General features: G+C 57.4%; 20 protein-coding genes and 1 tRNA gene. 11 read left to right on the top strand and 10 right to left on the bottom strand.

The annotated features are described in order from the left end of the window. A partial coding sequence (locus AC2TDJ_RS20655) for a hypothetical protein (RefSeq protein ID WP_480844564.1) occupies positions 1-263 on the top strand: 263 nt, incomplete at its 5' end. Here AC2TDJ_RS20655 and msrQ read toward each other — a convergent pair. Both msrQ and msrP read right to left on the bottom strand, forming a co-directional pair. Beyond that, positions 245-859, bottom strand: a complete 615-nt coding sequence (gene msrQ, locus AC2TDJ_RS20650; protein WP_480844563.1) for a protein-methionine-sulfoxide reductase heme-binding subunit MsrQ — start codon at positions 857-859, stop codon at positions 245-247. The two genes, AC2TDJ_RS20655 and msrQ, sit on opposite strands and share 19 nt — an antisense overlap. 4 nt (positions 860-863) lie before the next feature. Beyond that, complete coding sequence (msrP, locus tag AC2TDJ_RS20645; RefSeq protein WP_480844562.1) at positions 864-1,766, bottom strand: protein-methionine-sulfoxide reductase catalytic subunit MsrP; 903 nt, start codon at positions 1,764-1,766, stop codon at positions 864-866. Between the two features lie 222 nt (positions 1,767-1,988). Between msrP and AC2TDJ_RS20640 the strand changes: the two genes are divergently transcribed. Then, positions 1,989-2,741 carry a ParA family protein gene (locus tag AC2TDJ_RS20640; RefSeq protein WP_480844561.1) on the top strand — a complete coding sequence of 251 codons (753 nt, stop codon included), beginning with the start codon at positions 1,989-1,991 and terminating at the stop codon, positions 2,739-2,741. Positions 2,742-2,828: 87 nt separating this feature from the next. Here AC2TDJ_RS20640 and clpB read toward each other — a convergent pair whose 3' ends face one another. Continuing rightward, the gene (gene clpB / locus AC2TDJ_RS20635) at positions 2,829-5,447 is read right to left on the bottom strand and encodes an ATP-dependent chaperone ClpB (RefSeq protein WP_480844560.1); all 2,619 of its coding nucleotides are present in this window, start codon (positions 5,445-5,447) and stop codon (positions 2,829-2,831) included. A gap of 128 nt (positions 5,448-5,575) precedes the next feature. Then, positions 5,576-5,881 (bottom strand): hypothetical protein, encoded by a 306-nt coding sequence (locus AC2TDJ_RS20630; protein ID WP_480844559.1) that lies wholly within the window; start codon positions 5,879-5,881, stop codon positions 5,576-5,578. 112 nt (positions 5,882-5,993) lie between these two features. On the opposite strand from AC2TDJ_RS20630, the gene pyrF reads away from it, so the two are divergent. Beyond that, a complete protein-coding gene (gene pyrF, locus AC2TDJ_RS20625; protein WP_480844558.1) occupies positions 5,994-6,698 on the top strand; it encodes an orotidine-5'-phosphate decarboxylase in 705 nt (234 codons plus the stop codon). A gap of 348 nt (positions 6,699-7,046) precedes the next feature. Then, positions 7,047-8,300, top strand: a complete 1,254-nt coding sequence (locus AC2TDJ_RS20620) for a DNA polymerase IV (protein ID WP_480844557.1) — start codon at positions 7,047-7,049, stop codon at positions 8,298-8,300. A gap of 2 nt (positions 8,301-8,302) precedes the next feature. Here the strand turns inward: AC2TDJ_RS20620 and AC2TDJ_RS20615 are convergent, their stop codons facing one another. Then, on the bottom strand, positions 8,303-9,163 hold the full coding sequence (locus AC2TDJ_RS20615) for an N-formylglutamate amidohydrolase (RefSeq protein WP_480844556.1): 861 nt from the start codon (positions 9,161-9,163) through the stop codon (positions 8,303-8,305). Between the two features lie 147 nt (positions 9,164-9,310). Between AC2TDJ_RS20615 and AC2TDJ_RS20610 the strand changes: the two genes are divergently transcribed. The 6 genes from AC2TDJ_RS20610 to AC2TDJ_RS20585 all read left to right on the top strand — a co-directional run bounded on the left by AC2TDJ_RS20610 (position 9,311) and on the right by AC2TDJ_RS20585 (position 13,270). Next, a tRNA-Val gene (locus tag AC2TDJ_RS20610) sits at positions 9,311-9,385 on the top strand. 90 nt (positions 9,386-9,475) lie between these two features. Next, positions 9,476-9,601 (top strand): type B 50S ribosomal protein L36, encoded by a 126-nt coding sequence (gene ykgO, locus AC2TDJ_RS20605; RefSeq protein WP_068338904.1) that lies wholly within the window; start codon positions 9,476-9,478, stop codon positions 9,599-9,601. 113 nt (positions 9,602-9,714) lie between these two features. Continuing rightward, positions 9,715-10,890 carry a WD40/YVTN/BNR-like repeat-containing protein gene (locus tag AC2TDJ_RS20600; protein WP_480844555.1) on the top strand — a complete coding sequence of 392 codons (1,176 nt, stop codon included), beginning with the start codon at positions 9,715-9,717 and terminating at the stop codon, positions 10,888-10,890. Between the two features lie 177 nt (positions 10,891-11,067). Further along, the gene (locus AC2TDJ_RS20595; protein ID WP_480844565.1) at positions 11,068-12,084 is read left to right on the top strand and encodes a Fe(3+) ABC transporter substrate-binding protein; all 1,017 of its coding nucleotides are present in this window, start codon (positions 11,068-11,070) and stop codon (positions 12,082-12,084) included. Between the two features lie 116 nt (positions 12,085-12,200). Beyond that, the gene (locus AC2TDJ_RS20590) at positions 12,201-12,755 is read left to right on the top strand and encodes a helix-turn-helix domain-containing protein (RefSeq protein WP_480844554.1); all 555 of its coding nucleotides are present in this window, start codon (positions 12,201-12,203) and stop codon (positions 12,753-12,755) included. An 8-nt stretch (positions 12,756-12,763) separates the two neighbouring features. Further along, the gene (locus AC2TDJ_RS20585; RefSeq protein WP_480844553.1) at positions 12,764-13,270 is read left to right on the top strand and encodes an N-acetyltransferase family protein; all 507 of its coding nucleotides are present in this window, start codon (positions 12,764-12,766) and stop codon (positions 13,268-13,270) included. Between the two features lie 228 nt (positions 13,271-13,498). On the opposite strand, the gene AC2TDJ_RS20580 is transcribed toward AC2TDJ_RS20585, so the two are convergent. The 3 genes from AC2TDJ_RS20580 to AC2TDJ_RS20570 are packed head-to-tail and all read right to left on the bottom strand — an operon-like array spanning position 13,499 to position 15,169. Beyond that, entirely contained in the window at positions 13,499-14,743 is a 1,245-nt protein-coding gene (locus tag AC2TDJ_RS20580) for a molybdopterin molybdotransferase MoeA (RefSeq protein ID WP_480844552.1), read from the bottom strand. Then, on the bottom strand, positions 14,736-14,864 hold the full coding sequence (locus AC2TDJ_RS20575; RefSeq protein ID WP_480844551.1) for a hypothetical protein: 129 nt from the start codon (positions 14,862-14,864) through the stop codon (positions 14,736-14,738). The genes AC2TDJ_RS20580 and AC2TDJ_RS20575 overlap by 8 nt, the downstream gene beginning before the upstream one ends. 14 nt (positions 14,865-14,878) lie before the next feature. Then, positions 14,879-15,169, bottom strand: coding sequence for a hypothetical protein (locus AC2TDJ_RS20570; RefSeq protein WP_480844550.1), 291 nt, complete (start codon positions 15,167-15,169; stop codon positions 14,879-14,881). A gap of 465 nt (positions 15,170-15,634) precedes the next feature. Here AC2TDJ_RS20570 and AC2TDJ_RS20565 point away from each other — a divergent pair, with 465 nt between their 5' ends. Further along, complete coding sequence (locus AC2TDJ_RS20565; protein WP_480844549.1) at positions 15,635-17,614, top strand: hypothetical protein; 1,980 nt, start codon at positions 15,635-15,637, stop codon at positions 17,612-17,614. A 150-nt stretch (positions 17,615-17,764) separates the two neighbouring features. Here the strand turns inward: AC2TDJ_RS20565 and xylB are convergent, their stop codons facing one another. Further along, positions 17,765-19,216 (bottom strand): xylulokinase, encoded by a 1,452-nt coding sequence (gene xylB / locus AC2TDJ_RS20560; protein WP_480844548.1) that lies wholly within the window; start codon positions 19,214-19,216, stop codon positions 17,765-17,767. A 350-nt stretch (positions 19,217-19,566) separates the two neighbouring features. Beyond that, positions 19,567-19,821 carry a BolA family protein gene (locus tag AC2TDJ_RS20555; protein ID WP_480844547.1) on the bottom strand — a complete coding sequence of 85 codons (255 nt, stop codon included), beginning with the start codon at positions 19,819-19,821 and terminating at the stop codon, positions 19,567-19,569. Positions 19,822-19,868 lie beyond the last annotated feature (47 nt).

Below are 19,868 nucleotides of genomic sequence, written 5' to 3'. Positions count from 1 at the left end.
CCGTCTCCGCCGTCTCCAGCGTCCCAGCAACCGCCTCAGCAGCGCCGGTGAAGGGCGTTCTAAGGATAACAATCAAAAGCCGCAAGTGGAAAATTGCGGAAACCAGCAAAAAACCGCATTTCTGTTTTTTACGCTTTAAATCAAAGCATTATGAAAAAATCATTCTCAACGGAGCTTCAATGGGTAGCGTACTGAACCCCAGGAATGGCTTTTACACAGGGTTACCCACAGACTCAGCCCCGAGTCAGACGGAATCGGCCTGACGAAACCGAGTCAGCAGGGTTGGGAACGGAATACGCAGCAACAGCAGACTGATGATCAGAGACAGGTAGATCAGCGGTTCGATCTGAAAGCCTTTGGCAAGCATGACGTAATGCAGTCCGCCCAGTAACGCTGCCGGATAGACCAGGCGCTGCAGACTGCGCCACAGGGGTCCCAGCCGACGAACAGACAAGTTGTTCGATGTCACCGCCAGCGGCAGCATCAGGACGAATGCCGCCATGCCAACCGTAATATAAGGTCGCTTCACGATATCCGCCCAAATCTGGCTTGGTACCTGCACGTCCAGAACCAGCCAGACCAGCAGATGCAGGCTGACATAGCCAAAAGTCAGCACGCCCAGAGCCCGACGGAACTTCATCAGGTTCAGACCAAGAAACCGGCGCAACGGAGAGATCGCCAGTACAAAGATCAAAAGCTGCAGCGCCAGTTCTCCGTATCGGTGCTCCAGAGCTTCGATCGGATCGACGCCCAGACCACCCGTCAGACCCTGATAAAACAACCAGGGGCCGGGAATCGCACCCAGCACGTAAACCATCCAAACGGGAATACGGCGCAATATCTGGTTCAGGGTCTGCATAATCTTAATAGTTTTTCGCCAGGTCCATCCCTTCGTAAAGCCCGGCGACCTCTTCCTCGTAACCGTTGAACATCAGGGTCGGGATCCGCTTGGCAAAGAGACCACCGCCGATTTGACGTTCAGAGGCCTGAGACCAGCGCGGGTGATCCACATTCGGGTTCACATTACTATAGAACCCGTATTCGCGCGGGTTTGCCATGTTCCAGCTGGTCGGCGGTTCCACATCCGTCAGCGTGATGCGGACAATCGACTTGATGGATTTGAACCCGTATTTCCACGGCACCACCAGACGCAGCGGTGCGCCGTTCTGGTTCGGAATCGGACGGCCATAGATACCTGTGGCCATGATCGTCAGCGGGTGCATGGCCTCGTCCAGCCTCAACCCTTCACGATACGGCCACTCGAGCACCGGGTACTGAACACCGGGCATCTCGTCGGGACGATATGCGGTTTCAAACGCCACGTATTTGGCGCCATCCTGCACGCCGGCCATATTCAGCAAATCGGCCAGTTCGAAACCATTCCACGGAATGACCATCGACCAAGCCTCGACACAACGGAACCGATAGATGCGCTCTTCAACCGTCATCTCGGACATGATGTCCGTGAAGTCGTACTCACCGGGATTGTCGACCAGACCGTCGATCTTGACGCTCCACGGTTCGGTCACGAGCATATGGGCATATTTTGCCGGATCATCTTTCCGCGTCCCGAACTCATAATAATTGTTGTACGATGTAATCTCTTCCCAGGTGTTGGGCTCCAATCCGTCTTCGGCCGCTGCGGGTCGAGCCATCGCAGTCAGTCCGACACCTGCCAGCCCCGCCATGATCTGCCGCCGGTTCAGGAACGCCGCCCTTGGGGTGACGTCGGCATGTGTCAAAGTATTGGTCCAGCGATGCGCCATCCGGATCTCCGTAATCAGTCCACCTCGGCAATGAGGTAATGTCTGATAGCACAGAGCCAAGGAAACAGGCGTCACGATTGAGCGAACGGATTGTAACGTTGCCCGACCAAAAGCGCATTGAGAAGATCCGGGGTATTGCGTTGACTTGCACCGCAGGGAGAGCGGACACTTACGGAAGTTTGGTAAAGTTCAGTCCGGTTATGCTTCAAGAGGCGGTCCACGATGAAGGTCATTGCCTGTTATTCCAACAAGGGTGGAGTGGGTAAAACAGCTACAGCGGTCAATCTGGCCTATTCCCTGTCCACGGCAGGTGTAAAAACGCTTCTGTGTGATCTCGATCCTCAGGGGGCTTCCGGGTTCTACTACCGCTTGAAACCTTCAAAAAGGCTTTCAAACGCAAAGTTCTTCAGAGGCAGCAACCAACTTGCGAAATCCATACGCGAAAGTGATTTTGAGAACCTCGACATTCTGCCCGCCAATCAAAGCTTTCGCAGTTTCGACGTTTTGCTTTCTCAAATGAACAACGGCAAATCGCAGCTTGAAACGGCATTGGCTGGTGTTGCGCCCGATTATGAAGTCGTGGTTTTGGACTGCCCGCCGAATCTGTCCCTTTTGTCCGAAAGCGTTTTTCAGGCGTCGCATGCAATCGTGGTACCGGTCATTCCTTCGACGTTGTCGCGGCGCACTTTGGATCAATTGGTGAAGTTCTTCCGGAAGAACGACCTTCCAGTCAAAAAGCTGCATTGTTTCTTCTCGATGGTCCAGAGAGCCAAGACCCTGCACTCTGAAACGATTACCGAACTGAAAAAGGACTATGGCAATCGCTTTCTAGACGCGCAAATTCCCTTCGCAACCGATGTGGAAAGAATGGGCGTCCATCGCGCGCCGGTGATGGTGACCGCCAGAGGATGCGCCGCCAGTCAGGCCTATCTGTCTTTGTGTGAAGAAGTTCTTTCACGGGTCTTTCGAGCCTAAAGTCCCCGTACCAAACTTGGATACGTTAGCGTCATGGACGCAGAAAAGACCCGCCGAAATGGCGGGTCTTTGAAAGTCTCACATGGATCAATGTACCACGGCATCATCCGGACGGGGTCTTTCAGAAGTTCCCAACCGATCGCCGATGATCAAGCCATCGGAACCTGCGGTCACAGGAACGGTCTCACCGTCCTTGATTTCACCAGCCAGCAGTGCTTCGGCCAGCGGGTTCTGCAAAGCGCGCTGGATCACGCGTTTCAGCGGACGCGCGCCAAAGACCGGGTCATAGCCTTCGTTTGCCAGCCATTCCTTGGCACCTTCGTCCAAAGCCAGCTCGATCTTGCGGGCGGCCAGACGTTTCTGCAGGCGCGCCATCTGGATATCGACGATGCCATCCATGTCGGCCCGCTTGAGCCGGTCAAAGATGATGGTCTCGTCCAGTCGGTTCAGGAACTCGGGCCGGAAGTGCGCCCGGACCGCATCCATCACGTCACGCTTGGCCTGCGCACTGTCCGCGCCTTCGGGCAATTGGCTCAGCGCCTGGGACCCCAGGTTCGACGTCAGGATGATCAGCGTTTGCTTGAAGTCCACAGTGCGGCCCTGACCATCGGTCAGCACACCATCATCGAGAACCTGCAACAGCACGTTGAACACATCCGGGTGTGCCTTTTCGACCTCGTCAAACAGCACGACCTGATATGGCCTGCGCCGCACGGCTTCGGTCAGCACACCGCCTTCATCATAGCCGACATAGCCCGGAGGGGCACCGATCAGACGGGCGACTGCGTGTTTCTCCATGAACTCGGACATGTCGATACGAACCATCGCGTTGTCGTCGTCGAACAGGAAGTTCGCCACGGCCTTGGTCAGCTCGGTCTTACCCACACCGGTCGGGCCGAGGAACAGGAACGAGCCCAGAGGCCGATTCTCGTCGTTCAGTCCCGCACGCGCGCGGCGCACGGCGTTGGCGACGGCTGTCACGGCGGCATCCTGACCGATCACACGCGAATGCAGATCGTCTTCCATCCGCAACAGTTTCTCGCGCTCACCTTCCAGCATTTTCGAGGTCGGGATACCGGTCCAGCGTTCGACCACGGATGCGATCTGTTCTGGACGCACCGTTTCCTCGGCCATCATCGCGTTGCTTTCGGCGTTCTCAGCCTCGGTCAGCTTTTTCTCAAGCTCAGGGATGACGCCATAAGACAACTCACCCGCCTTGGCGAGGTTACCTTCGCGCTTGGCGATCTCCAGATCAGCCCGCGCCTTGTCGAGCTGTTCCTTAAGATCACGCGCCCCGGCCAGCTTGTCGCGCTCGGCCTGCCATTGGGCGGTCATCTCGGCAGATTTCTCCTGCAAATCGGCCAGATCCTTTTGCAAGGTTTCCAGACGATCCTTCGATGCCGCGTCGTCCTCAAGCTTCAGCGCCTCTTCCTCGATCTGCATTTGCAGAATCTGGCGATCCAGCTGATCCAGTTCCTCTGGTTTGGAATCTACCTCCATCCGCAGACGCGACGCCGCCTCATCGACAAGGTCGATGGCTTTGTCGGGCAGGAAACGGTCGGTGATATAGCGATGCGACAGGGTTGCCGCCGATACCAGCGCCGAGTCCGAGATGCGCACGCCGTGGTGCAACTCGTACTTCTCTTTAATACCCCGCAGAATGCTGATCGTGTCCTCGACGGTTGGCTCAGTGACCATCACAGGCTGGAACCGGCGCGCAAGGGCCGCGTCTTTTTCGACATACTTGCGATACTCATCCAACGTGGTTGCACCGATACAATGCAGCTCACCCCGGGCAAGCGCAGGCTTGATCAGGTTGGCAGCATCCATCGCGCCGTCGGATTTACCGGCGCCGACCAGCGTGTGCATCTCGTCGATGAACAGGATGATCTCACCAGCGGCCTCGGTCACTTCGGTCAGAACGGCCTTGAGGCGTTCCTCGAACTCACCGCGGTATTTCGCACCGGCAATCAGCGCACCCATATCGAGGGCAAGCAGCTTTTTGTCCTTCAGCGATTCCGGTACGTCACCGTTGACGATGCGCAGGGCCATACCCTCGGCAATCGCGGTCTTACCGACACCGGGTTCGCCGATCAGAACCGGGTTGTTCTTGGTGCGGCGCGACAGAACCTGCATCGAGCGGCGGATTTCCTCATCCCGCCCGATGATCGGGTCGATCTTGCCCTCGGCCGCTGCCTCGGTCAGATCGCGCGCGTATTTCTTGAGCGCGTCATAACCTTCTTCCGCCGACGCCGTGTCAGCGGTTCGTCCCTTACGAATATCGTTAATCGCCTCATTGAGTTTCTGCGCGGATACGGCGCCAGCCTCCAAAGCATCCTTGGCCTTGGATTTAACCATGCAAAGCGCCATCAACACGCGTTCGACCGGTACAAAACTGTCGCCTGCTTTGGTGGCGATCTTCTCAGCCTCGTCCAGAACCTTGGCGGTCTGGCCATCCATGTAGATCTGGCTGGCGTCGCCACTGACTTTCGGGATTTTCCCCATGGCCGCATCCAGCGCTTCAACCACGCGGTTGGGCGCGCCACCGGCACGCGTGATCAGGTTGCTGGCCAGCCCCTGATCGTCATCCATCAATGCTTTCAGTATATGTGTGGGTTCCAGTCTCTGGTGCCCCTCGCGCAGTGCAACGGTCTGCGCCGCCTGCACGAATCCCCGTGCACGCTCGGTGAACTTGTTCAAGTCCATTTTATTCTCCTTCTCTCAAGCGCCCCGTTTTGATGCGCCCGCTTGGCGGCACGCGTCGGTCGAAGCCTCACATTCAATCTGGGAAATATCTTTGACGGTTCAAGAGGCTAAGAGGGCAGATTCAGCGTTTATCTGCGGGGTACTGAATAGACCGAGTATCCTCCGCTTTCAGCCACCGGGCGCGCGCCGTACATATCTACCAGAGACTGCGCTGCGTCGCTGTCGTTCGGGCACGAGACAAGGTCAGCGGCATCATCCAGAAAATTGACCGTAAAGGCAGTTTCCCCGGTTAACTGACAATCATCATCGGTGGCGCGATAGCCGCCAACAAATCTCAGATCGTCATTTGGAGAAGTGACCGCGTCTGCTGCCGTTTCCGTCGGAGTTTCCTGACAGGCTGCCAAAACAAGTAATGGAACAAATAGCTTTTTCATCTCGGACCCTTTCAAAGAATGCGGCGACCTTAACACAGGAATCGCGCATTGCATGGACAGAGCGGCCCGAACCCGCTAGGACGCAGACGTTTGCCAATTAGGAGCCTGCCCCATGTCCGATGACCGCCTGATCGTAGCCCTTGATGTTCCCAACGCCCTGCAGGGTCTGGCCATGGCCGAACGGCTGGGTGACAGTGTTTCGTTCTACAAAATCGGCCTGGGGATGCTGACCGGCGGTGGGTTGGCCTTGGCCAATGAGCTGAAGCAGGATCACGGCAAGCGCATCTTTCTGGACATGAAACTGTTCGACATCGGCAACACGGTGGAAAACGCCGTTCGCGGGCTGGCGCAGTTCGATCTGGATTTCCTGACTGTTCACGGCGACCCGCATGTGGTGCGGGCGGCAAAAGAGGGCGCCTCGGGCAAGGACCTCAAGATTTTGGCAGTGACTATCCTGACTTCGCTGAACCGCCAAGATCTGGATGCCAGCTTGTTGAAAGGTGGCGATGTACAGGAACTGGTCGTCGAGCGCGCGGCCAAAGCATTCGAGGCCGGGGCCGATGGTGTAATCGCCAGCCCGCAGGAGGCCGCCCTGATCCGCGCCCTGCCCCAGTCCGAAGGACGATTGATCGTCACTCCCGGTGTCCGTCCGGCAGGTGCCGACCTGGGGGATCAGAAACGTGTAGCGACCCCGGCCAGCGCTATCGGAGATGGAGCCGACCATATCGTCGTGGGACGCCCTATCTATCAGGCAGAGGACCCCAAAGCGGCGGCAGAGGCAGTTCTTGCTGAGTTAAATTCCTTGACCCGGCACTGAATCAAGCGGTCGAATTCGCAGGGATTTCAGGCAAAAACTGACCGACAACTGGTTGACCTTGCGTCAATTTTTGGCACCTCCGCGCCAAATCGTCCCTGTGCCCGAAAACACACATGATAAACTCGAGTTTTGTCCAAAGACCTTAAACCCTATCGAAAATGCAGGATTCGCGCGATTCTGGGGATGAAACACTCCCCAACGGACCATTTCTTCCTGAGGTCCGTTACCTCCCCCCGCCCTAATAGCGGGGGTTTTCTTTTTCGAGCAGAATCAAACGCGGACCTTTGATCGCCCGCTGAGGGTGTTATAAGTAGCCCCGGTACAAATGCAGAACGCGCGAGGACGCAGATGCCCGGCCTTTGCCGAGATTGCCTGACCCGTCTGACCGACGAAAGACGCTGCCCGTCCTGTGGCAGCCCACGCGTGACATTGCACCCGGAACTGTTCGACCTGACCATCGCCCACATGGATTGCGACGCATTTTATGCCTCGGTCGAAAAGCGCGACAACCCCGAGCTGGCGGACAAGCCGGTCATCATCGGCGGCGGCAAACGCGGCGTTGTGTCCACCGCCTGTTATGTTGCGCGCATTCGCGGTGTTCGTTCCGCAATGCCGATGTTCAAGGCCCTGAAACTTTGCCCGGACGCAGTGGTCATCAAACCGCGCATGTCGGTTTATGCGAAAGCTTCGCGCGAAATCCGGGCGATGATGGATGAACTGACCCCTGTCGTCGAACCCCTGTCCCTGGACGAAGCCTTCATGGACTTGTCGGGCACCGAGCGGCTGCATGGCGCTCCACCTGCGCTTATGCTGGCGAAACTGGTCAGGCGCATGAAGGATGAATTGGGTCTGACCGGCTCGATTGGATTGAGTCACAACAAATTCCTGGCCAAGGTGGCCTCGGATCTCGACAAACCGCGTGGGTTTTCCGTGATCGGTCAGGCCGAAACGGCGAATTTCCTGTACGACAAACCTGTGCGCCTGATCTGGGGAATTGGACCCGCGGCGCAAGAGTCACTCGACCGCGCAGGTATTCGCACGTTCTCGGACCTGCTGCGCTGGGATCAGGAAGCACTAACGGCCCGGTTCGGCTCGATGGGGTATCGCCTGTGGCATTTGGCGCGGGGGCAGGACAAGCGGCGCGTTTCAGCCCACGAGCCGATGAAATCGATCAGCAATGAGACCACGTTTTTCGAGGACACAGCAAACCTGGATATTCTGGACGGGCACCTGTGGCGCATGTCCGAAAAAGTGGCCGACCGGGCCAAGGCCAAAGGTCTGGCCGGGCGGGTCGTGACATTGAAGCTGAAGCGGGCTAACCACAAGATCATCACTCGGCGGGTCTCTCTGCGGGATGCCACCCAGATTGCAGACAAGATCTACCGCACGGCGCGCGGGTTGTTCGATCAGGTCGGTGATCAGGGGCCCTATCGGCTGCTGGGTTGCGGGTTGTCTGACCTGTGTTCAGAAGAGCAAGCAGACATTTCAGGTGACCTGCTGGACCCCGGCGCGGAACAGCGGTCCAAGGCGGAGCGCGCCACCGACGAGATACGGCGCAGATTTGGCACGGATGCCATTGTCAAAGGTCGCGCATTGCGGTGACTTCACTCGGCCGCCAGTGGCAGTTGTTCCCGGCCGATGCTCGCGATGTCCGAGATGACCCGACGCAACACCTGGCGAAATTCGGGAAAATTGGCGTTCGGCTCTATCGTGTCTTCGTTCATGTACAGCGCCCGGTCGATTTCGATCTGTATCGCGTGCTGATGGCGCGCCGGGCGGCCATAGGTCTGGGTCACATAAGCACCGGCAAAAGGCGCATTGCGGGCAACTTTCAGGCCGGCAGAGGTGAAGGCCGCTTCAACCTGGTCGACGATCACACCGGAGGCCGACGCGCCAAATCGATCTCCCAAAACGACCTCGGGCCGCTTGGGCTGCGAGTTACTGGCCAGCGCCACCGCCTCATGCGGCATCGAATGACAGTCGATCAGAATCGCCTGTCCGAACATGGTATGCGATTCGGCCAGCAGCGACTTCAGGCGTCTGTGATACGGCCGCCAATATGTGTCGATACGCAGACGAGCTTCGTCCATCGTCAGCTTGCCGCGATAAATCGAGCGCCCGTTGGCGACGACCCGAGGGATGACACCCAGACCGGAAGCGACCCGTGGATTGTGTCCCTGCCGCTTTGCCCCCTGAATCAGTGCCGGATCCAACTCATCCGCACTGCGATTGAGGTCCAGATACGCGCGCGGCATGGCCGCAGCCAGCAGTGGCGCGCCAAAGTCAGGGGCCGGCGAAAACAACTGATCGACAAAGGCATCCTCGGACGACCGAATCATATTGCGGTTCAGAACCGAACGCCTCAGCAGGGTATCCGGATACAGCCGACCACTATGGGGCGAAGAAAACACCACGCATGAACTGCGGTTTTCTGGCATATCCAGTGCGTAGGCTGCGTTCGACATGGTCTCTCCTTGCTCGTGACCAACATAGACCGGAAAATAGTTCTTCCAAACCCCTTGATCCCCCAAACGACTCCTTTTATAGACCCCGCTACCGGCGCGGGGTTCCGCGCCCCATTTCGTTATGGGGCAGGTCTTGCAACGGTTCGTGGGCGGTTAGCTCAGCGGTAGAGCACTTCGTTGACATCGAAGGGGTCACAAGTTCGATCCTTGTACCGCCCACCATCTATTCACTGTTTCGGTTTTTCCGAGGCACCCGCTAACCCAGGCGCTGGCCACGTCCTTGATGAAGGCGCCGCAGATTGGAGACAGACCATGAAGGTCAGGAACTCGCTCCGCTCGCTCAAGAACCGGCACCGTGACTGCCGTGTTGTGCGTCGCAAAGGCCGCGTCTACGTGATCAACAAGACGCAGCGTAAGTTCAAAGCTCGTCAGGGCTAAGAACAGCTATTTTTGAATTCAAAGAACCGCGCCTTGGGGCGCGGTTTTTTTTGTTCTCAGTCAATGCCAGATCGCATGTTACTCTTGCTCCATTCATTTGGAGCGCGAAATTCATGCAAGAACATGGCGTCGATATTCTGGTCGGAACAACCAAAGGTGCATTCATCGTTTCCAGTAACGGCGACAGGTCGGACTGGCAGGTATCGGGACCTCACTGTGATGGCTGGCCGATCAACCACGTCATAGCAGACGCAGTGACGGGAACGCTGTGGGCTGGCGGAGGAGGCGACTGGAATGGCGCGGGAATCTGGCGATCCGAGGACGGCGGAGCAACTTGGCAAGTCACGAAGTTGACCAGGGGCCAGGTGGACGAATGGGCTGCCAATGACCCTGACTTTGCCGAGATAATCGGGTGGTCAGACGAACCAGCGCCTTTTGCCGACGAGTTTTCCCAGATCTGGTCGCTGAACTACGCACACGGCGTATTGTATGCAGGGGCCAAACCAGCACGATTGCTGGCCAGCCAGGACAACGGACGAACGTGGACCACGGTCGAAGGACTGACCAACCATCCTTCGGCTCCGGACTGGAACCCGGGTGGCGCGGGGTTGGTGTTGCATTCAATCGTGACTGACCCGGAAGATGCGCAGAAACTCTGGGTCGGTATCTCGGCAGCCGGCGTCTTTGCATCAGAGGATGGCGGGGCAAACTGGGAGCGACGCAACCGGCTGTCCAACGCGGAAAGCTGCGGTCGTCACGACCATCCTGCGGCCCCTCGGGATGGCGAAACCGGGCATTGCGTGCATAACATGGTCCAGGCTCCCGGAACCACGGACTTGCTGTATCAACAGAACCACCACGGTGTCTGGCGCTCAGCCGACGGGGGCCGCAGTTGGGAGGATATTACCAAAGGGTTGCCCTCTACATTTGGGTTTCCCATTCATGTCCATCCCCGCGACCCGGAGACGATCTGGACCCTGCCCTTGAACGGCGACAGTATCGGACGCTATCCACCCGACGCCGCAGCCGCGGTCTGGAAATCCACAAATGGCGGTGAAACGTGGATTGACCAGCGGCATGGCTTGCCGCAGCAAAACTGCTTTTTTACCGTTCTGCGACAGGCCATGGCCGGGGACCGCCGAGATCCCGCTGGGCTTTATTTTGGCACCAACAGCGGGTCGGTGTTTGCCAGTGACGACGAGGGAGACACCTGGACAGAGGCAGCCCGTCATCTGCCGACAATCCTGTCCGTCGAGGTTTTGGATCGCGGTTCACCCGACCAGAAATAGCCATCCAGATTCTGGGCAGTAAGGCTCGTTGCACGGGCCGGGGCCTGCACCCCTGATTCTGCCGCGGCTATTTGACCAACTAAATCTGTCGGATTTGCTTGCATCCATCTGAGAATCGTTTAATTGACCAATTCAGTCGGGTTATGCCCGCAACGAATTGAAATGTTGGGACACATGATGTTGAAATCCACCACTTGCGTTGCCGCCGCCCTTGCGGCCCTGATCACCACCTCAGCCGCTGCCGAAGGTGAGTTGAACCTGTATTCCTCGCGCCACTATGACACTGACGAGCGTCTCTACTCCGATTTCGAAGAGGCAACCGGCATCACCATCAACCGCATCGAAGGCAAAGCTGATGAGCTGATTGCCCGGATGGAAGCCGAAGGTGCGAATTCGCCCGCCGATATCCTGCTGACCGTGGATACTTCGCGCCTGGCCCGCGCCAAGAACGCAGGCATCCTGCAACCGGTTGACAGTGACGTTCTGGAACAGCGTATCCCGGCCAATCTGCAGGACGAAGACAATCAGTGGTTCGGCTTTTCGCAGAGGGCCCGGATAATCTTCTTTGACAAAGCGGAGGTCGCAAACCCACCGGCGAGCTATCTGGATCTGGCCAAGCCGGAATACAAAGGTCTGGTCTGCATTCGGTCGTCCAGCAACACCTACAACCAAACTTTGCTGGCCTCGATCATCACCAACCACGGGGCCGAAACCGCCAGGACCTGGGCCGAAGGCGTGGTCGCCAACATGGCGCGCGACCCTCAGGGCGGTGACACCGACCAGCTGCGCGGCATCGTTTCGGGTGAATGCGAAATCGCCGTTTCGAACTCCTACTACTTTGCCCGCGCCCTGCGCAAAGACGTCAAAGGTCTCAGCGCCGATATCGATATGATCGGTGTGCAGTTCCCGGCGCAGGATGCCGAAGGCGCGCACATGAACCTGTCGGGCGCCGGCATTGCCGCCAACGCACCAAACCGTGACAACGCCGTCAAGTTCCTTGAATACCTGGCCAGCGATCAGGCGCAGGTCTACTTCTCGAACGGCAATGACGAATTCCCTGCGGTCGAAGGCGTCGCCTTGGCGGAAAACGTCGCCGCGCTTGGTGAGTTCAAAGCGGACGAGGTGAACTTGTCCGAGGTCGCCAAGAATATTCCGGAAGCACAGAAGATCTTTAACGAAGTTGGCTGGAAATAGGTCCTTCACCTAGTCGAGCAGCCAAAGGGCGCAGATTTTCTGCGCCCTTTTCCATTGCTCGCCTATAGATTTTATACGATACTCTCATATATGATCATGATTCTCGTATGTGAGCTATGCTGGACAACCTCTCAAACCGCCTCGCCAGTCGCTTGAATGAGCTGCGTCAGGGACGCGGTTGGTCGCTCGAACACTTAGCTGATCAAAGCGGTATCAGCCGCGCCACCCTGTCGCGGATGGAGAAAGGCGATGTCAGCCCGACCGCCGAATCTCTTGGCCGTCTGTGCGCCGCTTACGGGTTGCCCATGTCGCGGTTGTTGATGATGGTCGAAGACAGCTTTGATCCCAAGGTCCCTTTTGAACGCCAACCGGAATGGAGCGATCCTGAAACCGGGTTTACCCGACGGTCGGTCTCTCCCCCTGCGGCGGGTCTGAGCGGTGAAGTGATGGAAGGTCACCTGCCGCCTGCAACAGTCATTTCTTATGACGCACCGCCAAGACCCGGGCAGGAACACCATCTGATTGTACTGGATGGAGCCCTGACCCTGACCGTCGACGGTGTCGGCCACGCGCTGGGTGGCGGTGACTGCTTACGGTATCATCTGTCCGGTCCGACGCGGTTTGAAACCGGACCCGCTCGCGGTGCGCGTTATCTTCTGGTTCTGATATGATTACACGGTTGACCGACGCATATTTCGACAGCGCGCTGGATGATCTGGCCGAAATTCTGCATGGCTGCGTTCACTCCGGGGCCAGCATCGGTTTCATTCTGCCCTTTTCGATCGAAGACGCATGCACCTATTGGCGGGATCGAGTGCAACCGGAGTTGCGATTAGGCAATCTGGATCTGTTCGTCCTTTACGGAGCTGGACGCATTCAGGGAACCGTCCAGCTGATACCGGCAGCCATGCCGAACCAGCCACATCGCGCCGATGTGGCGAAACTGCTGGTGCACCCGGAAGCCCGACGTCGGGGGCTGGGTCGGGCGCTGATGGCGGCGCTCGAAACGCGGGCAGCGGAACTGGGCAAGTCCATGCTGGTACTGGATACGCGCAGTTCGGATCCATCGCGAATTCTGTATCAGTCGCTGGGTTTTCAGATTGCCGGAGAAATTCCGAACTACTGCCGCAACCCTTTCGAAAACCGGTTGGAGCCCACGACCTACATGTACAAAGACCTGAGTTAGAGCGCTGTTTCCGCACATTTGAGCCAAAACAATTACTGATACCCCAGCGGATCAGAGTGAGTTTTTAAGTGTTTCGTGAGCCGCACATCATCGATGCCGAGAGAATGCACTCTTCTCTCATCAAGAACTACCGAGCGAACCTGTCTGCTGGTACAGAGCTTCTGCATCCCCCGAACTCCAGCGCGTGCTAGATACGGCTCCGTCTGGTTTCATGGGCGGACCTGTTCATCAAAACCGCAAAAAGCCCAAGGTCTGACCGGCTGGCATGGCCTCTGTATCGGCCGGGATAATGGCTAGCCCATCAGCCTCGGCCAGCAGGGCCACGCGCCCGCTATAGGAGTCCGCCATCAGGCGCAGCCTTGGGGAACCGTCCGGTGACGTGCCCTCAATGCAAACCGGGCGATACTCCTGGCGTCCTGATTGCCGCCGCAGCGGTTCGGCCAAAACGGCCTGTTCCGGCGTTTGGCTCGTTCCTTGAAGCCCGGCGCGACGCGCCATCATGTGCGACCCGATGATCTGCCACGTCACAAATGCTGAAACCGGATTTCCCGGTAGACCAATGTAAAGCGCATTTCCACGTCGCCCGAACATGATCGGTTTGCCGGGCTTCATCGCCACTTTCATCACATCGGTCTCGCCGCCGATTTGGCTGAAGATACGCGGCATGTGATCCTCGTCTCCGACCGAAACGCCGCCTGTGGTGACGATTAGATCGGACGAGTCGCAAGCCTCGCGCAAGACCCGCTCCAACAGCGCTGGGTCGTCTTCGACCGGCCCCTTGTCCATTAGGTCGATCCACGGTTTGTCCAACAATGCCAGCAGCATATAGCGGTTCGAGTTATAGATCTGCCCGGCATTCAATGGCTCACTGGGCTGACACAACTCGCTGCCGGTCGAAAAGATCGTAACTCGCAACTTGCGATAGACCGAGACCTGACCGTAGCCCGCTGAGGCCAGCGCGGCAATTTCACGCGGGCCGATCTCACATCCCCGGCGCAGGATTGGTTCACCGGCCTTCAGGTCTTCGCCCGCCCGGCGTATATGCTGGCCATTCTTAGGGCGGCGGGTGAACCGGATTCCTTCAGCCGTGACTTCGCAGTCTTCCTGCATCACGATCGCATCGAAGTCCGCGGGGACCGGCGCGCCGGTAAAGATGCGCAGCGCGCTACCACTTGGCGCAGCATGCGCGCCGCCGTCGCCAGCAGCCACGCGCCCACCAATTTGCAGGTCGTAAGTCGGGCCTTCACCAAGATCGGTCAGACGGACGGCATAACCATCCATGGCCGAGTTGTCGAAGGCCGGCATGTCCACTTTGCTGACGCAATCCTCGGCCAGAACGCGCCCTATCACCTGTCCCAATGGCAAAATCTCAGTATCAATGATCGGCCGGGACGCGGCCAACCCCCGGCTCAGCGCTTCGGATACCGAGAGATACAGATTGGTTTGGCGGTCGCAGCCGCAGCCGTCAGCCATGTTGTGCCTCCAGTTGCACTAAATGTCCTTCAAACCCCCTGCGCTCGGCCTTGGCCACCGGGGCGACCCCCGCCGATCGTGCAAGCATCATGGCCATATCGGCCTTGTGGGCAAACTCCATCTATCCCTCCGGGTTCAGGCCGCCCGAGAGGGTTTCCCCGGCAGATCGGCCAAAGCGCTGGTCATCACTGGCCATTGCATGCGACGCACTTGGTCGCGTAGCCCGGCCATTTTTTCGCGGCCAATGAACACCACTGCTCGGATACTTTCATTGACATAGGTCACGCTTCGCTGCTCAGGGTTGGCCAGCAAGAAAGGCAAGATGGCAGCCTTGGCATATTCCGACGTGGTTTCCGGGAGAATACGAATGGTTTCCGGACGCGACTCAGAGGCAACCACTTCCGGCCCAGGTCGCTTGTTTGCCAATTTCGGTCCTTCATTTTCTGAACATAGCTGTGGACCAGTTCAAATCGGGTGGCCCCGTTGGAATTTCGGTGGCGCTATCCCTTGGAACCCGCGGGAACGTTTGTAACCGCAAGCCGAGCAATAGGCGTGAAAACAGTGCCATTGGCCCAAAATACGCGCCAATCCTACGTTTATTTTGCAGTTCTGTTGTGTACTACTCTACCAAAATGGCAATCTTTTGCTGGAGGGACTTGTGTTATGAAGTTGCGGCCATTGAACAGCGAACAGTGTTAGGCAAGAGATCAAAGCAGGTGAACGTTGTGGCCGAAACACGATCCAAGATCTTGCACCCAACACTTCTGGTTGTATTCCCCGATTTCAGTTGCCCTGCGGCTTCTAACAAGAAATGTCCCGTGGATAGTATTTGAGACCTCTCGGCAAAATTGGCTTTTTGTGCGTATTTGTGAGTGAAGGAAGGATATTGCTGTGAACTCCCGTTACTTGGTATGTTGCTTGGCCGCGCTCTCGATTTCGGGATTTGTTTTTGCATTCCTTTTTGGCTCTGCAATTGGTGACATGGCGTTGTCGTTTTCGCCCCTCACCGAAAACGGGTTGTCACGTGTCGCAGCTGACCCAGTGTTTTTTGTTCTGGTCTCTCCTGCCCTCACAATTTGCGCAACACTATGGCTGATCGGCCCAAGTACAATTGCCTATGTTGGCGCGAGGCGGCCGGAGAACATCCTGGATAGTGTCCTCGGCGGCATTGGAGCGGGCTTTATCGCGATGCCGGTGCTGGTACTGCTGCTCGGGGCCGTTATTTCAGAACCGCTTACATCAATTCACGTGCTCGTTGCTGGTGGTTTATTGTTGTTTCTTGGTCTGGTCCTTGTAGCTCGGCAGGACACCTTTGAAGTCAGTTGGACAGGCATAAGTGCCGTTGTTGCTGCCATCGCACTTACCTGGGTGCTCGTTGCAATCCTGGCTCCGAAAATCTACTTCGAAGCATTCAATGATGATGGCGCACAAGCATTGGAAAGCACCATACGGATTGTGCGTGCGGGTACACCTTTTTGGCCGCCGGGCTCCGGCGGATTGAATAGCTATCCTACGTTCAACACACTTATCAATCACGTCCCTTCGACACTGTATGCATTGTTCTTGGGCGAATCCGAGCCTGCCGTTCGTCTTGTTGGCCCGGTCGGATCCGGCATCCTGCTTCTGGCCATCTGTCGTCTGAGTGTGGCTATCCGAAAGCAATGGAACTTCCCAATCACAGATCTTGCGCTGATCGGCTCTACGCTCATCGTCTTTGCGATTTCACTTAGCTATTCAGGTAGCTACGAGCAATATGCCGACATGGCGATGCCCTATGCGCGCGAAGTCTTGTTCTGCGCGATGGTCCTGGCGGCGTTCGGATACATCGTCGCGGGGAAGCTTGCAGAAGCTGCGGTTTTCTCAGCCCTTTCAGTCATATCAGTGCCTACGGGCGGACCTCTCATATTATTTTTTTCGGGCCTGTTGTTTCTTTTCGCGGGACAAGGGCGGCGAGCGTTCTTAATAAAGGTTGCCGCTGCGGTCATTGCGGCACTTTTGATTTTGCAAGCCTGGTATGCACTCTCGCAGTCTATGGGCTGGCCGCTTCCCGGTTACGAGTTCGATGTGAGTGGAGCGCCGGGACGTTTTCGCTTCCTATCTTTTGTTGATTTCGAACGCTTGCCATACCTTCTTTTGCCGGCGGCGATCGTTCCTGTTCTGGCGGCACCGATACTATTGGTTCGCGGCACGGTGATCGTAAAGATTCTGGTGTTCGTTGGGCTTTGCTACGCAGCGTTTTTCTACACTCAAGGTTTCCGCTCGTTGTTGCATCACATGGTCCCGGCCTGCGCAATACTTCTGGCAGCATGGTACGCTGGGCTAGGCCCTGGGATGTTGCCCCGATATGTTTGGGCGGCAGGTGTCATAGCGGCGCTGTTTCTTGTTCGCCCAGCAGTATGGGAGCTTGAGCACGGGCCTCAGCGTCAGGCTGCCGGGATTTGGATGCACGAGGAATTGCGAGGCGATTACAGTGTTCAGACCGTCTTGAACCTGAATTCAGCTCTCGGAGAGATACTGCCATACGTAAATTATCGGGATCGTTTTGACCGGGATGTGACCGGGAATGACATAATGGTCGCAAATGTTTATGCGCGGCGCAGCTGGGCGGACAAGTCGACTGCCGCCGTCATCATGTGCCCGGTCGGGCGCTGCGAAGAAAAACTTGCATCAAGTTTTGGCAACTTGTCGGTCCATGTCACAGCCGAGGACAAGCTTGCCGCTGTGGCTGAGCCACCGGCCACAACTTATCGTCTGTCGTCAATGCTTTGGTTTGCCCCAGAAAAAACATTCAGAAACTATTTTGCGGTTCAAAAACAATCCGATCGTTTGATCGACGCAAAAGAGACCCTGCTTTCTCTGATCGGACGTTAGCCCGTCAGAAGGCAAGCGTCGCCCCCTGAAACCAATTGGGCCGTTTCCTATGTGGCGCACACTTAACCCGGTGCAATTCATCCTTTTGGGTGAGGGTCAAAGCCAGCAATGTTTAACAAATCAGCCAACTGCTGATCTTTCTCGTCACGGTTATTGAATTGCCTTGATCCCGGCATAGGACCGCCTGAATTTTTGATAGGACTCCTCGAAACCTTCTCTCAAGGTCTCGTTCGTATCGAATTGAGCATGAAGCTCCGGCGCAAGCATGATCTCTTCCGGCTGACCCTGTCCTGCAGCAATCATGGCCAACCGTGCCGCGCCAAGCGCCGCACCGAATTCTCCTGACGCTGGCTTTACCAGAGGCACCCCCAGAACCGTGGCAATCAACTCCAGCCAGTAGGGCGATGCGCTGCCACCGCCAATTGCCACCAGGCGATCGAAACTCACGCCTGTCGCGCGCAAGGCGTCGAAGCTGTCGCGCAACCCGAATGCCACCCCTTCGAGAACGGCGCGTGTCATGTCCTCTTGGCTCGTATCCGCGGACAGGCCAGTAAATCCACCGCGAATGGCCGCATCATTATGAGGTGTTCTTTCACCGAAAAGATACGGAAGAAAGCGCACCTCTCCGGGAGCCGAGATCGAATCGCCCAGAGCGGAAGTGAGCGACGAGGGCTTGTCACCGACTATGCGGGCCAGCCAATTCAGGCTTTCGGTGGCCGACAGCATGACGCCCATCTGATACCAACGCCCGGGAACAGCATGACAGAAGGTGTGCACGGCGGACTCCGGTGCGGGGCGACATCCATCTCGCGCGGCCAACAAGACGCCGGAGGTGCCTAGCGAGACAAACCCCTGCCCCTCTTCCAAGGCTCCGATACCGCAAGCTGCGGCCGCGTTGTCTCCGGCACCACCTGCAACGATGACAGGCCGGGAAAGTCCCCATTTTTGCGCCAGTGTCGCGCGAAGCATGCCGGCACTCTGGGTTCCTTCTACCAATTTCGGCATCTGGTCCGTGCGCATCCCTCCAGCCTCAAGCAGCTGTTCCGACCAGCGACGCTGTCTGACATCGAGCCACGACGTGCCGGCACTGTCTGACATGTCAGCAATGAATTCGCCGGTCAGATAGTGGTTGAGAAACGCGGCTGGCAAAAGGACTTTCGAAACCCGTGCAAATGCCTCCGGTTCATGGGTTCTGATCCACGCCAGCTTTGGCGCGGTGAAGCCCGGAAAGACGATGTTGCCTGAAATACGCCGGACCTCGGGTTGTGCGTCAAGTTCTGCGGCCTCGGCATGGGAGCGGGAATCATTCCACAGAATGCAGGGACGTATCACGGCATCATTGGCGTCCAGCAGTGTCGCTCCGTGCATGTGTCCGGCGACGCCAATGCCGCATAGGTCGCCGAAGGCTGTGTAGCGGTTCCGCATTTCGTCGATGGCGCCTTCGAGCGCGACAATCCAGTCGGCAGGATTCTGTTCGGACCAGCCGGGGCGGGGATGCTGCGCATCATAGGGGCGTTCGGTCGAACCGATTGGCACGCCTTCCTTGTCGACCAGAAGGGCGCGCAGACCCGAGGTGCCCAGATCTATTCCCAGAAACGACATCCACCCCCCCCCTTGCACAGGCGCGCACCATCTCCACGATACCTTGCGATTGAACCCTTCTGAAGGCTTTCGTAAAGGCTCGGAGGGTTTTTCGCCTCCGTTCGGGGTATTCGCAGGCCCATCAAGGCACCTTATGGCCTGACGATGCATCTGCATCGTCAGGGTCGACCGGGTAACAACAATTTTCTGATAAAGGTGTTCCAACCCCGTGGGGCCGGCCGACATGACTTCCGCATTTTAGACAGATCGGATCAGGCATTGACCTGATTGCCTCAACACTTCAGCGGGCGCTGGGGATAACGGTAGGGTAATTCCCGATCAGCGGTTGATCGCGATACGTGTTGCCCGGTTCAGACGTCGATATCCAGTGCCAGCGCGTGAATACGTGCAACGACGTCGCCCAGCGCGGCGTGAACGGCCCGGTGCCGCGCTACGCGGGACTGGCCCTGAAACGCCTCGGACCGGATGCGTACGTTGAAATGACTCTCTCCTCCGTCACGGTACCCCGCATGGCCGCGATGGCTCTCGCTGTCGTCGATCACTTCCAGCTCGCGCGGGTTGAAAGCCGCCTGCAGGCGGTCGCGGATTTCTTCGGTAACGGTCATTTTTCGCTCGGCGGCAAATTTTTTGCCGCTCCCCTCTTCTACTCTCT

The organism is Ruegeria sp. HKCCD6647-2 (genome assembly GCF_057221075.1).
The sequence above is the reverse complement of the archived record's forward strand: the minus strand, read 5'-3'. Positions and strand labels throughout refer to the sequence as shown.

What these genes read in the sequence shown, in the direction of transcription:
- msrQ (WP_480844563.1), bottom strand. Translation starts at nt 859, where the DNA reads ATGCAGACCCTGAACCAGATATTGCGCCGTATTCCCGTTTGGATGGTT.
- msrP (WP_480844562.1), bottom strand. Translation starts at nt 1,766, where the DNA reads ATGGCGCATCGCTGGACCAATACTTTGACACATGCCGACGTCACCCCA.
- AC2TDJ_RS20640 (WP_480844561.1), top strand. Translation starts at nt 1,989, where the DNA reads ATGAAGGTCATTGCCTGTTATTCCAACAAGGGTGGAGTGGGTAAAACA.
- clpB (WP_480844560.1), bottom strand. Translation starts at nt 5,447, where the DNA reads ATGGACTTGAACAAGTTCACCGAGCGTGCACGGGGATTCGTGCAGGCG.
- AC2TDJ_RS20630 (WP_480844559.1), bottom strand. Translation starts at nt 5,881, where the DNA reads ATGAAAAAGCTATTTGTTCCATTACTTGTTTTGGCAGCCTGTCAGGAA.
- pyrF (WP_480844558.1), top strand. Translation starts at nt 5,994, where the DNA reads ATGTCCGATGACCGCCTGATCGTAGCCCTTGATGTTCCCAACGCCCTG.
- AC2TDJ_RS20620 (WP_480844557.1), top strand. Translation starts at nt 7,047, where the DNA reads ATGCCCGGCCTTTGCCGAGATTGCCTGACCCGTCTGACCGACGAAAGA.
- AC2TDJ_RS20615 (WP_480844556.1), bottom strand. Translation starts at nt 9,163, where the DNA reads ATGTCGAACGCAGCCTACGCACTGGATATGCCAGAAAACCGCAGTTCA.
- ykgO (WP_068338904.1), top strand. Translation starts at nt 9,476, where the DNA reads ATGAAGGTCAGGAACTCGCTCCGCTCGCTCAAGAACCGGCACCGTGAC.
- AC2TDJ_RS20600 (WP_480844555.1), top strand. Translation starts at nt 9,715, where the DNA reads ATGCAAGAACATGGCGTCGATATTCTGGTCGGAACAACCAAAGGTGCA.
- AC2TDJ_RS20595 (WP_480844565.1), top strand. Translation starts at nt 11,068, where the DNA reads ATGTTGAAATCCACCACTTGCGTTGCCGCCGCCCTTGCGGCCCTGATC.
- AC2TDJ_RS20590 (WP_480844554.1), top strand. Translation starts at nt 12,201, where the DNA reads ATGCTGGACAACCTCTCAAACCGCCTCGCCAGTCGCTTGAATGAGCTG.
- AC2TDJ_RS20580 (WP_480844552.1), bottom strand. Translation starts at nt 14,743, where the DNA reads ATGGCTGACGGCTGCGGCTGCGACCGCCAAACCAATCTGTATCTCTCG.
- AC2TDJ_RS20575 (WP_480844551.1), bottom strand. Translation starts at nt 14,864, where the DNA reads ATGGAGTTTGCCCACAAGGCCGATATGGCCATGATGCTTGCACGATCG.
- xylB (WP_480844548.1), bottom strand. Translation starts at nt 19,216, where the DNA reads ATGTCGTTTCTGGGAATAGATCTGGGCACCTCGGGTCTGCGCGCCCTT.
- AC2TDJ_RS20555 (WP_480844547.1), bottom strand. Translation starts at nt 19,821, where the DNA reads ATGACCGTTACCGAAGAAATCCGCGACCGCCTGCAGGCGGCTTTCAAC.